The sequence below is a fragment of the Archangium violaceum genome (assembly GCF_016859125.1).
GTDB classification, from domain to species: Bacteria; Myxococcota; Myxococcia; order Myxococcales; family Myxococcaceae; genus Archangium; species Archangium violaceum_A.
Genome location: NZ_CP069338.1, coordinates 9,677,256 through 9,691,364 on the forward strand (window position 1 = coordinate 9,677,256; position 14,109 = coordinate 9,691,364).

Annotated in this window: 11 protein-coding genes; 3 read left to right on the forward strand and 8 right to left on the reverse strand. The window is 68.3% G+C overall.

The window, feature by feature from the left end; translation table 11 throughout:
* Nucleotides 1-7: 7 nt before the first annotated feature.
* On the reverse strand, nt 8-2,434 hold the full coding sequence (locus tag JQX13_RS40880) for a TIGR02266 family protein (RefSeq protein WP_203404819.1): 2,427 nt from the start codon (nt 2,432-2,434) through the stop codon (nt 8-10).
* 168 nt (nt 2,435-2,602) lie between these two features.
* On the opposite strand from JQX13_RS40880, the gene guaB reads away from it, so the two are divergent.
* Nucleotides 2,603-4,060, forward strand: coding sequence for an IMP dehydrogenase (gene guaB, locus JQX13_RS40885; RefSeq protein ID WP_203404820.1), 1,458 nt, complete (start codon nt 2,603-2,605; stop codon nt 4,058-4,060).
* A gap of 31 nt (nt 4,061-4,091) precedes the next feature.
* On the opposite strand, the gene JQX13_RS40890 is transcribed toward guaB, so the two are convergent.
* A complete protein-coding gene (locus JQX13_RS40890) occupies nt 4,092-4,715 on the reverse strand; it encodes a hypothetical protein (RefSeq protein ID WP_203404821.1) in 624 nt (207 codons plus the stop codon).
* A gap of 95 nt (nt 4,716-4,810) precedes the next feature.
* On the opposite strand from JQX13_RS40890, the gene guaA reads away from it, so the two are divergent.
* Nucleotides 4,811-6,364 (forward strand): glutamine-hydrolyzing GMP synthase, encoded by a 1,554-nt coding sequence (gene guaA / locus JQX13_RS40895; RefSeq protein ID WP_203404822.1) that lies wholly within the window; start codon nt 4,811-4,813, stop codon nt 6,362-6,364.
* Nucleotides 6,365-6,456: 92 nt separating this feature from the next.
* Here guaA and JQX13_RS40900 read toward each other — a convergent pair whose 3' ends face one another.
* Entirely contained in the window at nt 6,457-8,538 is a 2,082-nt protein-coding gene (locus tag JQX13_RS40900; RefSeq protein ID WP_203404823.1) for a S46 family peptidase, read from the reverse strand.
* A 408-nt stretch (nt 8,539-8,946) separates the two neighbouring features.
* Between JQX13_RS40900 and JQX13_RS40905 the strand changes: the two genes are divergently transcribed.
* On the forward strand, nt 8,947-9,495 hold the full coding sequence (locus tag JQX13_RS40905) for a hypothetical protein (RefSeq protein ID WP_203404824.1): 549 nt from the start codon (nt 8,947-8,949) through the stop codon (nt 9,493-9,495).
* Here JQX13_RS40905 and JQX13_RS40910 read toward each other — a convergent pair whose 3' ends face one another.
* From JQX13_RS40910 to JQX13_RS40930, 5 genes are all read right to left on the reverse strand, one after another.
* Nucleotides 9,496-10,614, reverse strand: coding sequence for a serine/threonine-protein kinase (locus JQX13_RS40910; RefSeq protein WP_203404825.1), 1,119 nt, complete (start codon nt 10,612-10,614; stop codon nt 9,496-9,498). It lies immediately after the preceding gene.
* Nucleotides 10,615-10,746: 132 nt separating this feature from the next.
* Nucleotides 10,747-11,631, reverse strand: coding sequence for a ribonuclease H-like domain-containing protein (locus JQX13_RS40915; RefSeq protein ID WP_203404826.1), 885 nt, complete (start codon nt 11,629-11,631; stop codon nt 10,747-10,749).
* Entirely contained in the window at nt 11,631-12,062 is a 432-nt protein-coding gene (locus JQX13_RS40920) for a (deoxy)nucleoside triphosphate pyrophosphohydrolase (RefSeq protein WP_203404827.1), read from the reverse strand. Before JQX13_RS40920 ends, JQX13_RS40915 begins: the two co-directional genes overlap by 1 nt.
* The gene (locus JQX13_RS40925) at nt 12,059-13,219 is read right to left on the reverse strand and encodes a PQQ-binding-like beta-propeller repeat protein (protein ID WP_203404828.1); all 1,161 of its coding nucleotides are present in this window, start codon (nt 13,217-13,219) and stop codon (nt 12,059-12,061) included. The genes JQX13_RS40920 and JQX13_RS40925 overlap by 4 nt, the downstream gene beginning before the upstream one ends.
* A gap of 10 nt (nt 13,220-13,229) precedes the next feature.
* On the reverse strand, nt 13,230-14,039 hold the full coding sequence (locus JQX13_RS40930; RefSeq protein ID WP_343211040.1) for a tetratricopeptide repeat protein: 810 nt from the start codon (nt 14,037-14,039) through the stop codon (nt 13,230-13,232).
* Nucleotides 14,040-14,109: the final 70 nt, after the last annotated feature.

Genomic DNA, 14,109 nt, shown 5'->3' on the forward strand with positions numbered 1-14,109 from the left:
TTCCGGCTCACGTGCGTCCGAGGATCCGCTTCAACCAGCCCACGAGGCCCCCCGGGGCCACGTCTCGCGCCGTCGCGGCCATGGCGATGGGCAGCGGGACCGGCGGAGCCGCCGTGGGCTTGTACACCGGGGTGGCACCCGCTCCCGTCTGCGTCCGTGCCGGCGACGAGGTGTGCGGGTGGTGGAGCCCCAGCTTCGCCTTCACCTCTTCCGGGGTGTCGCGCGTGCTGAAGATGCTCATGACCTCGACGCCGCTGGTCGGCTCGCGCGCGGTCACCTTGAGGATGCACTCGTTGCTCACCTCGAAGGTGATGGAGACCTTCACCGAGCCGCGCGGCCCCGGAGGCAGCCCGGAGATCTTCAACGTCCCCAGGTATTCGTTCTCCACGGCCCGCTCCGAGTCGCCCTGGAGGATGATCAGATCGAGCTCCTGCTGATCATCCCGGCTGGTGGCGAGCTGGTAGCTCTTGGTCGTGGGCAGCGACACGTTGCGCTCCAGCACCGGCTTGAAGCGCCCACCGGGCAGCCCCACGCCGATGGCCATGGGGAGCACGTCGATGAGCACCACGCCCTCGAGCTGCCCCAGGCTGTGCGCCAGCAGCGCCGCGCCGAGCGCCACGGCCTCGTCCGGGTGCACGCTCTTGGTGGGCGCCTTGCCGAAGAACCAGGAGATCTTCTCGTGCACGAGCGGGAAGCGGCTCTGCCCTCCCACGAGGATGATCTCGTCGATGTTCCGGGGGGTGAGCCCCTTGGCGTCGAGCACGTCTGCACAGACCTCGAGGGTGCGATCGACGAGCTTCTCGGTGAGCTCGACGAGCTTCTCGCGGGTGAGGTTGACGTCGAGATCGACGGGCTTGCCGTTGATCATCGTGAGGAAGGCCACGTGGACGCGCACCTGCGATCGCTCCGAGAGGGCGCACTTGGCGCGCTCGGCGGCGTCGTGGATGCGCTGCAGGGCCACCCGGTCGCCCTGGAAGGGGATGCCGAGCTGCTGTTGGAACTGCTCCAGCAGGTACCCGACGATGGCGTTGTCGAAGTCGATGCCGCCCAGGAAGGTGTCGCCGCCGGTGGAGACCACCTCGTAGAGGGTGTCGTTGAGCTCCAGCACGGAGGCGTCGAAGGTGCCGCCGCCGAGGTCGTAGACGAGCACGCGCTGGTTGAGCTTGCGGCCGAAGCCGTAGGCGAGCGCGGCGGCGGTGGGCTCGTTGAGGATGCGCTCCACGTGGAGCCCGGCGAGCCGGCCGGCCTCGCGCACGGCCTGGCGCTGGTTGTCGTTGTAGTAGGCGGGGACGGTGATGACCGCGCGCGAGACGGGCTGGCCGAGCTGGTTCTGGGCCACCTCCTTCACCTCGCGGAGGATGAGCGCGGAGATCTGCTGCAGGGTGTAGATGCGATCGCCGAGCCGCACCGCCGCCTCACCGCCATCGCCGGGGGCGATCTCGTAGGCGAAGCGATCCTTGATCTGCCGGACGAGGGGCGATTCGTAGGGGCGGCCCACCAGGCGCTTGGCGCCGTACACCGTCTGCCGCGGGTTGGTGAGCATCTGCCCCTTGGCCGGGTGGCCCACCACGAGCTTGCCGCGGGTGTTGAGCGCGATGATGGAGGGGACGGTGTTGTGTCCCTCCCTGCTCGGGAGGACGCCCGGCTTGTTGTTGCGCACGTAGGCGGCGCAGGAGTTCGTCGTCCCCAGGTCGATGCCGATGATGGGCCCGGTCCGCTTGGGCTCCTCGGTGGGTGGATCGAAGGGAGGGGCGCTCGGGGCGATGGACGAGGCGGGCCCAGAAGGCGTCGAGGTCACCGGGGCCTGGGTCGCCACCGGGACTTCTGCGGGGGTGAACGCCGGAGACCGGGCGGTGGGGTCCGTTCCCGGATGAGGGGGAGGGGCGGGCCGTGGCGGGGACGCGGGCGGCTCCGGGACCTCGGGAATGGTTCCGGGCCACGGGGTGAACGATGGCATGGGGAACTGCTCCCCGGGCGCGGGAGTGGGCCCCGGGGCGACCGCAGGAGCATCATCCGCCAGCGTCGGCGTCTTCTGGGCGTTGGGAACCGTGTAATCAGCGGGCCCAACGCCTGCTGGGAGTGGAGGCAGGGATGATTGGGCGTGTGGCAGGGCGGCCACCGCGGAGTCGAGGAACTGCCGGGTCGCGGGGTCCACGGTCAGGAAGCGGAACCCCATGCCGGAGATGCCCTGACCGGCCTGGCCGGTGACGAAGTGGACGACGGCCGAGGCGTGGATGAGGCGCGAGCCATCGGCCAGCTTGAGGTCCAGGGTGACCGCCGAACCCGGAGGCTTCACCGTCTTCGAGCGGAGGTAGATGCCTCCTCGGGTGACGTTCGCTCCGTACCTGGCCAGGAACTCCTCGGGGGTCGAGAACGGCAGCTTGACGACCAACCCGAGCGCTTCTCCCGCGGCTTTGTTGTTTGGCTGCGTCAAAGGGGGTCCTGTGCGAGGCGGAACCAAGGGGGGGAGCGGGCGATCCTAGCATCATTCGCCGGTGGCTCAGGCGTACGGCTCGTGAAAGTGCGCGTTGCGCCCCTGATCTTCTCCTCTTATGGAAAGCCGCTTCACTGCGGGCATGACCCGCCGCTCCCGGGAGCCCACTTGCTGACCTCCGACATCCGGCTCGCGCTGACCTTCGATGACGTTCTCCTCCAGCCAGCCGAGAGCACCTTTCTTCCTCGAGATGCGGACCTCTCGACCCGGCTGACCCGCAACCTCCGGCTCAACATCCCGCTGCTGTCGGCGGCGATGGACACCGTCACCGAGGCCCGTACCGCCATCGCCATGGCGCAGGAGGGCGGCATCGGTGTCATCCACAAGAGCATGACCCCCGAGCAGCAGGCGCTCGAGGTCATGAAGGTGAAGAAGTTCGAGAGCGGGATGGTGGTGGACCCCATCACCGTCGAGCCAGAGGCGCCGCTGGCGCGCGCCATCGAGCTGATGCGGCACAACAACATCTCCGGCATCCCCGTGGTGCGGGGCCGCAAGCTGGTGGGCATCGTGACGAGCCGCGACGTGCGCTTCGTCACGGATCTGGATCAGAAGGTGGAGGCGGTGATGACGCGCAAGCTCGTCACCGGCCGCGAGGGCATCAGCCAGGCCGACGCCCAGAAGCTGCTGCACGAGCACCGCATCGAGAAGCTGCTCGTCGTGGACGAGCAGTTCGAGCTCCGGGGCCTCATCACCATCAAGGACATGGAGAAGCGCCGGACGCGGCCCAACGCGGCGAAGGACGCCAAGGGCCGGCTGCTGTGCGCGGCCGCCGTGGGGGCCTCGGCGGATCGCGAGGCCCGGATCGACGCGCTGGTGAAGGCCGGCGTGGATGTGATCGTCATCGACACCGCCCATGGCCACTCCAAGGGAGTGATCGACGCGGTGCGCGACACGCGGAAGAACTTCCGCGGCTTCGAGCTGATCGCCGGCAACGTGGCCACGGCCGCCGCCACCCGGGCCCTCATCGAGGCGGGCGTGGACGCGGTGAAGGTGGGTATCGGTCCCGGCTCCATCTGCACCACGCGCGTGGTGGCCGGCGTGGGGGTGCCCCAGATCACCGCCATCGACGACTGCGCGCGCGAGGCGGACAAGCACGGGGTGCCCATCATCGCCGACGGCGGCATCAAGTACTCCGGCGACATCGTCAAGGCGCTCGCCGCCGGGGCCTGTACGGTGATGATCGGCTCGCTCTTCGCGGGCACCGAGGAGGCGCCAGGCGAGGTCATCCTGTACCAGGGGCGCAGCTACAAGAGCTACCGCGGCATGGGCTCCATGGGCGCCATGAAGCAGGGCTCCAAGGACCGCTACTTCCAGTCGGAGGTGGAGGCGGTGAAGCTCGTCCCCGAAGGGATCGAGGGCCGCGTGCCGTACAAGGGCAGCCTGTCCATGAACATCCACCAGATGCTGGGCGGGCTGCGCAGCGGCATGGGCTACGTGGGTTGCCCCACCATCGAGGACCTGCGCACCAAGGCCCAGTTCGTGCGCATCACCTCGGCCGGGCTCAAGGAGAGCCACGTGCACGACGTGCTCATCACCGAGGAGGCGCCCAACTACCGGGTGGAGTAGGGCGCTCGTGAGGGGCCGGGGGGCACGCCCGCTACTTGCCGCGCCTGCGGCTGGGGCTGGGGCTGGGGGCGGCGGCGGGCTCCTCCTCGACCTTGGGGGGCGCCACCTTCTTCTCCGCGTTGACCACCCGGTTCAGCAGGGTCTCCTTGTCATCCGGATTCAGGGCCTCGATGGCCTGGCGCAGGATGTTGAAGTCCAGCCGGGCCACGGTGACGGTGTTGCCGCCCTTGATCTCCTGCACGGTGGGAACCTCCACGAGCTCGCGCACGTAGGTCTCGAACTCCATCCTCACGTCCGCGGTCTGCAGGATGCATTTCTCCCGGGCGGCCACCAGGCCCTGGCTGCCCTCGGTGTAGTGGAGGTCCGGGTTGCGGTTCATCGCCTCCTCGAAGGTGGCGTTGCGCCTCATCAGCGAGGTGTAGAGGTCGATGTAGCTCAGCACCCGGTCGGTCTCCGGGCGGTTGACGTTCCGGGCCAGGTTGAGGGCGTCGTCGGTGTCGTCGCAATGGATCTTGCCCAGCGCCACGGCATCCGGGGTGCTCCCGCTGGCCCCCAGGAACTGGGTCTCGCGATCCAGTCGCTCCTCCGAGGAGATCTCCTTCACGCAACCGGTGGTGGACAGCAACAGGACGGTTGCAACGGCGGGCAGGCGCATCCAGGACCTCATCGAGCGGGACTTAATGGTTGATTTCCGAAAGTTTGTAGCGGTAAGGGCCGCATCCGTCAACGCGCGCCCCCCATGGAGAGTGTGTGGATATTCACGCCGAGAAGATCCTGATCCTCGATTTCGGGAGCCAGTACACGCAGCTGATCGCCCGCCGTGTGCGGGAGCTCGGGGTGTACTGCGAAATCCATCGTCCCGACCTGCCCGCGGAGGACATCCGCCGCTTCGCTCCACGGGGCATCATCCTCTCCGGAGGGCCGGCGTCGGTGGAGGCGCCGGGCTCCCCGAAGTGCGATCCCTTCGTCTTCGAGGCGGGGCTGCCGGTGCTGGGCATCTGCTATGGGCTCCAGCTGCTCTCCAAGCTGCTGGGCGGGCGGGTGGACCGTTCCGCGCACCGCGAGTACGGAGCCGCCGAGGTGGAGGTGCTGGCGGCGCGAGGCCCCCTGGCCGCGTTCCGCCAGGGTGACCGGGTGAAGGTGTGGATGAGCCACGGAGACCGGGTGGACGCCCTGCCGCCGGACTTCGAGTCCATTGGCCGCAGCGGCAACTCGCCCTTCGCGGCGGCGGCGCACAAGAGCAAGCCCATCTACGGCCTGCAGTTCCACCCGGAGGTGGTGCACACCCCGCTGGGCAAGGAGATCCTGCGCGCCTTCCTGTTCACCGACTGCAAGGTGAGCGGGAGCTGGACGATGAGGGGCTTCATCCAGGAGGCGGAGGAGGCCATCCGCCGGCAGGTGGGCGAGCACGGCCGGGTCATCTGTGGCCTGTCGGGTGGCGTGGACAGCTCGGTGGCGGCGCTGCTGCTGCACCGGGCGCTCGGCGCGCGGCTGCAGTGCATCTTCGTGGACAACGGCCTCTTGCGGCAGGGGGAGCGCGCGCAGGTGGAGGCGCTCTTCGTGGATCGCTTCCACGTGCCGTTGAAGACGGTCGATGCGCGGGCGCGCTTCCTGGAGCAGCTCGCCGGCGTCACGGATCCGGAGAAGAAGCGGAAGATCATCGGCCGCGAGTTCATCGCGGTGTTCGAGGAGGCCGCGCGCGAGGTGCAGGGCGCGGAGTTCCTGGCGCAGGGCACGCTGTACCCGGACGTGATCGAGTCCGTGTCGTACAAGGGCCCGTCCGTCACCATCAAGAGCCACCACAACGTGGGCGGGCTGCCGGAGAAGATGAACCTCAAGCTGGTGGAGCCACTGCGCGAGCTCTTCAAGGACGAGGTCCGCGCGCTGGGCCGCGAGCTGGGGTTGCCGGACGAGATGGTCTCCCGGCAGCCGTTCCCGGGGCCGGGCCTGGCCATCCGGGTGCTGGGGGAGATCACCGAGGAGCGGCTGGAGCTGGTGCGCCGCGCGGACGCGATCGTCCAGCAGGAGGTCCGCGACGCGGGGCTGTACAAGGAGCTGTGGCAGGCCTTCGCGGTGCTGCTGCCGGTGCAGAGCGTGGGCGTGATGGGGGATGAGCGCACCTACGAGTCCACCTGCGTGTTGCGCGCGGTGACGAGCGTGGACGGCATGACGGCGGACTGGGCGCGGCTGCCGTACCCGGTGCTCGAGCGCATCTCCACGCGCATCACCAACGAGGTGCGTGGCATCAATCGCGTCGTCTACGACATCTCCTCCAAGCCGCCCGCCACCATCGAGTGGGAGTAGCCGCGCGGGAAGGGCGCCGAGGCGGAAAACAAAGGGGCTGCCCGGGTGCATCCGGGCAGCCCCTTCCGTTTTCAGGGTGCTACAGGTGGGGACTACTGGGCCGGGCTGGCCTTCACGGCGGGCGTGGAGCCGGGGCGCAGCTCCTCGAGGATGCGGTCGGCCTTGTAGACCTTCTTGAGCGACTCGATGAGGGCCTCGCTGTGGACGGCGACGGTGCGGTTGACGCTCTCGTCGAAGCCGTAGTCACCGCCGAGCGACTGGATGTTGCCGTCGAACACCAGGCCGGTGATCTCCGCGTCCTTGTTGATGACGGGCGAGCCGGAGTTGCCGCCGATGATGTCGTTGGTGGTGACGAAGTTCATCGGGGTGGTGGCCGTCAAGTCCTTCTTCGCGGCGAGCCAGCTCTTGGGGAGGGCGAACGGCTCCTTGCCGGTGTGGCGATCGAAGGTGCCGCCCATGAGGGTGATGGGCTCCACCTTCTTGCCATCCTCCATGTAGCCCTTCACGGCGCCGAAGGAGAGGCGCAGCGTGCCAGTGGCATCCGGATAGATGCCGGTGCCGTAGACCTCGAACTTCGCCTGGGCGATCAGCTCGCTGTTCTTGCGGACGACGGCCTCGACCTGCTCCTCGTACGTCTTGCGGATGGCACGGGCGTCCGGGTCGATCAGGGCCGCCAGCTGGATCATCGGATCCTTGGAGGCCGCGATGGCCGCCTTGCCACCCTTGGAGAGCTGCTCGCGGACCTTGAGGTCGGCCAGCTTGGAGCCCTTGACCAGGCGGGTGGCCAGCGAGGCCGGGGACTCCTTGCCGAGCACCTTCTTCACGAACGGGTGATCCGGACCCAGCTCCTCACGCAGCTTGGTGAAGGAGAACGTCAGCTGGGCAATCTCCAGCTCCGGATAGATGGGGGCCTTGCTCATCAGCTGGTTCTGGAGCATGGGCAGGTTGGCCTCGTTGAACCCGCGCAGGCGCTCCGCGTCCGGTTTGGTGGTCTCCTCGGCGTAGCGCACCAGGGTACGGGCCAGGCCGAAGAGCTGCGAGTTGATGCCGCCGGACTCCATGGCCTCGTAGTCCTTGCGGATGTTGCGGAAGGTGTCCTGGGCGCGGGCGATCTCGTCCCAGGCGGCGCCGTACTTCGCCTTCATCTTCGGATCCGCGTCGACCTTCTTGCGCAGCTCCTGCTCGGCGGCGACCTTCTGGGCGAAGAAGTTCTTGTCGACCAGCTGCTCGTGCTTGCCCTTCATGGACTTGAGGGCGTTCTCCACGCCGAAGAGCATGTTGGTGGAGATGCGCTTCTGCTCGGCGCCGCGGTTCTGGAACTCGGAGATCATCCCGCGGATCTCGGACAGCTTGAAGAGCTGCTTGGGCAGGGTGACGTCCCGCAGGAGCTCGAGCTGCGCCACGGTCAGGCCACGCGAGGTCCTGCCCGGGTGACCGGAGACGAAGGTGAGCTCGCCTTCCTGGGCGCCCTTGTCGGACCACTTGAAGTAGTTGTCGATCTTCGCGGGCTTGCCGTCCTTGTAGACGCGCACGAAGGTCACATCCAGGTCGTACCGGGGGAACTCGAAGTTGTCCGGGTCTCCGCCGAAGAAGGCGATGGCGTGCTCGGGGGCGAAGACGAGCCGGACGTCCTGGTAGCGCTGGTACTTGTAGAGGTTGTACTTGCCGCCCTGGTACAGCGTCACCACGTCACAGCGGACGTCGGCGCTGGTGGTGCAGGCCTTCTCCAGGCTGGCCATCTCGGCCTTGAGTTTGTCGGCGTACTGCTTGCCGGTGAGGCCCTTGGTGGCGGTGTTGAGCTGGTCGGTGACGTCGGTGATCTGGACGAGCTGGCTGACCTCCAGGGCCGGGCACTGAAGTTCCTCGGCCTGGGTCTTGGCGTAGAACCCGTTGGCGATGAAGTCCTTCTTGGCGGTGGAGAGCTGCTGGATGCAGCCACGGGCGCAGTGGTGGTTCGTCATCACCAGGCCGTTCGGGGAGACGAAGCTCGACGAGCAGCCGTAGCCGAACTTGGCCGAGGACAGACGGACCTTGTCGAGCCACTGCTGGGAGGGCTCGAAGCCGTACTTCTCCTTGACCTTGGAGGAGGGGAAGTTGTTGTACGTCCACATGCCCTCATCGGCGAGCGCGGGAGCGGCGCCGATCAGGGAGGCGACGAGGAGCAGACGCTTCATGAAATTCCTTTCCGGGATCCGGAGGTGCGGTGGGGTTGTCCTGGGAACCGCCAGTCCCGGTCAAGCGGGGAGAAAATTCCCGGCCCCTGAACCCCTGAGCGGAACTTTGATTCCGAGCGCCAGGAGGGCGTCGCGATGACGCGGCTCGTCGGGAAGAGGGAGCCGCCGGAAGCGGAAGGGAGGCCCGCGCCAGCCAGCCGCCGGAACCATGGTCAGGGGCCCCACGGAAAGCCAGGGAGCTTAGTTTACATAACGCATCTTATCAGACCCTTCATCAGAGGGAGACGGGGTGGGCGCCGGTCCGCCCCAGGCCCGTTCTCCAGCCTCCAGAACGGCGCCTCCCAGCGCCGGGTCGCCGGCTTTCGGGCTTCTCCGCCTGGGCGTTGGGACATAGGGTCTCCAGCCCCTATGCGACTCCTCCGTTTGAGCTTCGCCGTCTGCGCGGCCGCGCTCGTCGTGGCTGGATGCCCCAAGCCCTCCGCCCCCACCACCGACGCGGGCGTCATCGCCACCGAGCCGGACGCCGGCGTCGACGCGGGATGGGGTCCCGCGTCCTTCACGCTCCAGTACGCGCTCGCGGATGCCGGGATGGAATCCATTCCCCTCGTTGGCGAGGAAGAAGGACGTCCGCTCATCGATCCCACGTCGACGCTCGAGGTGCGCAGCTCGCTGGCGCTGCGCAACTACCGCGTCCGCCTGTTCGATGAGGTCGATCGCGCCATGGTCTCGGATGACGAGGCCGAGGAATCCCCCGACGGGCTGCTGTACCGGATCTCCCTGCCCACGCCCCTCAAGACCGGCCACAAATACACCCTGGTCATCGACGCGCAGACCGGCACGTCGATGACCGATTCCCAGGGCCGCGAGGTCGCCGACGTCCGGATTCCCTTCCAGGTCTCTGGCGAAAAGGAAAAGCCACCGCCGCCCACGAAGAAACAAAAACGGCGTCAGCGCTGATCAGTGCTCGGTCCTCCGAGGTGGTACCTCTGGGAAGACGTCCGGTTCGAGCACGTCCGCGGACTCACGCAACAGCTCCGCTTCCTTCATGGCCACGAGCACCTCTCGCGCGGCCTCTGGCCGCCCGTACGTGCGTCCCTGGATGACCAGGAACTCCCGGAGCGCATCCCGCAGCTCCAGTCCGGACTGGTAGCGCTCGGAGGGATCCTTCCGGAGCGTCCGGTGCACCACGGCCCGCAGCGGCTCGGAGAGCCCCCGGGTGGCCCGCTCCACGTCCTCCGGCCCGAACCGCGCGATGCGTGCCGCCATCTCCGTGACCGGAACCCAGCTCGGTTCCTCGCAGCGCACCTCGGCCAGCGCCGCGGACTCCGGCCCGGCCCCCCGCGCCGCCTGCTCCACGTCGTCCAGGTCGAACAGGTGCCTGCCCGTGAGCAGTTCCAGCATCACCAGCCCCAGTGAGAACAGATCCGAGCGGTGATCCACCTTTTCCAGGCGCATGCGCTCCGGGGATGCATAGGCGATGTCCCCGCGCAGCACGGACGCCGTGGTGGCCTCCCGCCCGGGCAATAGCGAGTATGCCACGCCGAAATCCACCAGCTTCACCTCGCCGTTGGAGCCCACCCGGATGTTCTCCGGGTTGACGTCCCGGTGGACGATCCCCAGGGGCTGTCCGTGCTCGTCCGTTCGCGTGTGCGCATGGTGGAGCGCGTCCGCGACCTCGGACACCACGTGGCAGACGAAGGCCTCGGACATGGGCCGTTGCCGCATGGCCGCGATGCTCAGCACCGTCTCCAGCGAGCGGCCCTCCACGTACTCCATCACCACGTATGGCAGGCCGCCATGCAGCACCAGTTGGTGCACCTTCGCGATGCCCGGATGATCCAGCCGGTACGCCAACTGGACCTCCTCCTTCAATCGCTGCTTCTGTTTCTCGCTGACCGGCCGTGACAGCCGTTTGATGATCACGGAGCCCGCGGGCCCCTTCGCGTAGCGACGCCGTGCGAGCATCAGCTCGCCATTGCTCCGCCGTCCCAACTTGCGGACGAGCTCGTAACGGGTCCCATCCACGGAGAACAGAAGCCGGGGGTGGTTCGAGGACTCGGGCCTGTCGACGGACATCTCGGGCTCTCCTTCGCGACGCCAACGCCGCGCCAATGGAATGCCAGAGGTAGGGCCTGCACGCCGAACCTCCAGCGTCAACCACCCTACCAGACCGGGCTGACACGGCCGCCCGACCTCTCCCGAGGGGAATCAGTCCTGGCGCAGATCGCGGTCCTGGGCGCGGACCCGTTCCAGCACCCGCAGGTCTCTTTCCGTGGGCCCCAGCTCCATGATGAGCCGGCTCACGTCGTAGAGGACCTCGCCACGCTCGAACACCGGCACCCGGGGTTCGGCGTCCATGTTCAGGTCGTCCAGGGCGCGGTTGTACGCCTTGTCCATCAGCGATCGGAGCTGGAACGAGTCATAGAGGTTGTACTCGACGAGGAAGCGCAGCGCCTCCACGTCCCCGCGAGCGAGGTACGCGCGCCACAGCAGCACGGCGTCCCACCCGTTCACGCCCTTCATGTGTGGCGGCCGCGCCAGCCCCAGCTTGTCCTCGATCTCCTTCAGACCGCCACCCATGCCCAACCGCCGGCACACGAAACGCAGATCGATGTGCGCGTCCGGCGTCGGGAAGGCCTTGCCGAAGTACTGACGCAGCACCGGCACGTCGAAGCACGAGCCGTTGAACGTCACCCACAGCCGCCGCTCCGCCATCGCCTCGGGCAGCGCGTCCATGTTGCGGCCCTGGATGAAGACGCGCAGGCCGCCGTCATCGAACAGCGCCACCACCGTGGGCACCTGCTCCTGCGCGCCGTCCGTTTCGATGTCGAAGTAGACCGCGTCGCGGGAGAACTCGGGGTACAGCCGCCAGTGCTCCCGCGACGGCACCATGGCGGCCAGGCCCTTCAGGTCGCGCCGTTCGAGGGCCTCGCGTGCCAGCGCCAGACGCCGGCGGGCCCCATCGTCCAGCTTCTGGCCGAGCACCACGCCAGACTGGGGGAAGTCATCCCAGGTCTGGATGCCCCGGGCCCACAGATCCTTCTCCTTCCAGGGACCCACGCCCGGAATCAGCTGGAAGGTGCGCCGCAGCATCAGCCCAGCGGACCCAACCTGCCCGCCACCAGGTCCTCCAGGGGCGGAATGTCCGCCTCGCAGAACGGCAGCGCCTGCATCTCCGCCGGCGTCAGGAACGCCAGGGCGTTCGCCCCCAGCGTCTTCGGCTCCCCCGACTCCAGCCGGGCCGCGTACAGCACCAGCTCCACCGTCAGGTCCGAATACTCGTGTGTCCCCGCCCATAGCCGCCTCCCCACGTGGAGCCGCACATCCAGCTCCTCCCGGCACTCCCGAGCAAGCGCCTCCGGCTCGGACTCCCCGGGCTCCACCTTCCCGCCCGGGAATTCCCAGAGCAGCCCCCGGCTCCCACCCGGCAGCCGCTGCTGCACCAGGAACCGCGAGTCATCCCCGGGCTGGGGGATGAGGGCGGCCACCACGCGGACCGTCCGCTTCGCCGCCCCCTGCGTCAACCGCTCCTCCCGTCCAACCGGAGGGCGTACAGGTAGCCGTTGTTGGACAGCACGTACGCCTTCGTCCCCACCACCCGGGGCGGAGCCGAGATTCCTTCTCCCGGGTTCCACGCCAGGCGCGATTGGCCCGTGCGCGGGTTCACGAAGAGCAAGGAGCGCTGTGCCGGTACCAGGAGCATCCCCTTGGCCAACACCGGCTCCATCCCGGCACGTTCCTGGAGGGTTTGCGACCAGATGAGCCTGCCACTGTCCGCCATGTAGGCGTCCAGGCGATCATCCCCCGTGGCCACCACCACGCCCGCGTGCACCAGCAGCGAGGTGATGCCCTGCGCCACCGAGTTCCACACCACGTCACCCGTCTCGGCGTCGAGCGCGTAGAGGCCGCCCGCGTACGACGCGGCGTAGACGCGCCCCGATTCGTCCAGCACGGGCTGGGTGTCCACGTCCACGAACTGAGGGACGCCGCTCGGCGCCAGCGACCGCTCCCACCTCACGCTGCCATCCGTGAGGTCCAACGACACCAGCGTGCCGTCGGAGAAGCCCACCCACGCCGTCTGCTCGCGTACCGCTGGCGCGGATGCCCGGTGGATGGTGAAGCCGGCCGGTGGATCCCTCCGGTACAGCCACGCCAGCTCGCCCGTGGCCCTCTTCACCGCGAACAGGGTGTCGCTTTGCGAGGCCACCAGCAACAGGTCGCCCGCGAGCGCCGGGGCCGTGGCCAGCGCCTCGCCCGCCTCGTACTTCCACTTGAGCTCGCCCGTCTTCCCGTCCAGGGCGTACAGCACACCGTCCGTGCCCGGCACATAGACGATGCCTTCGTGTACCGTCGCGCCCGCGTAGAAGCGGTTGCCCACCCGGTAGCGCCAGGCCTCCTGGCCCTCCGCGCCAAGGCTCCGGACGTAGCCGTCGCGGGTGAGCGCGATGACTCGCTCGTTCTTCGCGTCGTAGGCCGGCTGGGCCAGCTCACGCGGCGCATACTCGAGCAGCGTGGGGCTGACGAGCTGCGTCCACCAGTCCACCGAGAAGAAATGGTGTGGCGGCTGCACCGGGGCGGAGGTGACCGGGTTGCCGTACACCGGCACCGTGGTGCATGCACCGAGCAGACCCGCCGCCGCGAGCCCGCCTGCCCAACGTTTCCACCGGCTCGCGGTCCACATAGGTCAGCGTCTACCCCGCGTCCTGCGCCTGGTTGGCCGCCGGCGCCGTCTTCGGCTCGGGCACCTTCACGCCCTGGGCCGCGAGCACCGCCAACCGCTCGGTCGCCAGCCGCCCCGCCGCCGTGTTCGGCTGGGAGGACTTCAGATCCGCCAGCATCTGCGCCGCCTCGTCCTTCTTGCCCTGCGCCACGAGGATGCGCGCCTGGTGGTACTGCCCCATGCCCTGGAGGAACTCGCCCGACTCCACCTTCGCCATCTCCTGGAAGGCCGCGAGCGCCTGATCCAACTGCCCCTTCGCCTCATGGGCGTAGCCCTGACCCTCGTAGGCCGAGGCCGTCAGCGGATCCTTCTTGTCGGCGTCCCGGATGTACTCGCCGAAGGAGGCCAGCGCCCCGTCGTAGTCCCCCAGCCGGTACTGGGCCTTGCCCAGCGGCAGCGCCGCCGTCACCGCGGCCTCCGTGCCCTTGTGCGCCGCGCGGAAGTCCGAGAGCGACTTGACGATGGCCTCGTCCTTCTCCCTGTCGGACTTGAAGGGCGGATCCTCTCCCTGCAGCGGCTGCAACTGCTCCGTGCTGGCGATCACCGGCCGATCCAGCACCTGGAGCGCCTGGCCCAGCTGCTTGGAGGCCTTCTCCTCGCCTCGGTTGGAGAAGTAGTGCACCAGCGCGGCGATCAGTCCGCCCACGATGATCACGGCCACCGCGGCGCCAATCAGCTGCCGCCGCTTCTCCAGCCAGTCGCTCGCCTCGGCGCCATACAGCTGGAAGGCATCCGGAGCACGGAGCTCCTGCTTCGTCATCTTCTCGGACTTCTCGGCCACGGTGGTTCGCACCTCTCTCGGGGGTCGAAGGGCGCGCAATCTACGGAGCGCGCACCCACAGTGTCAACGC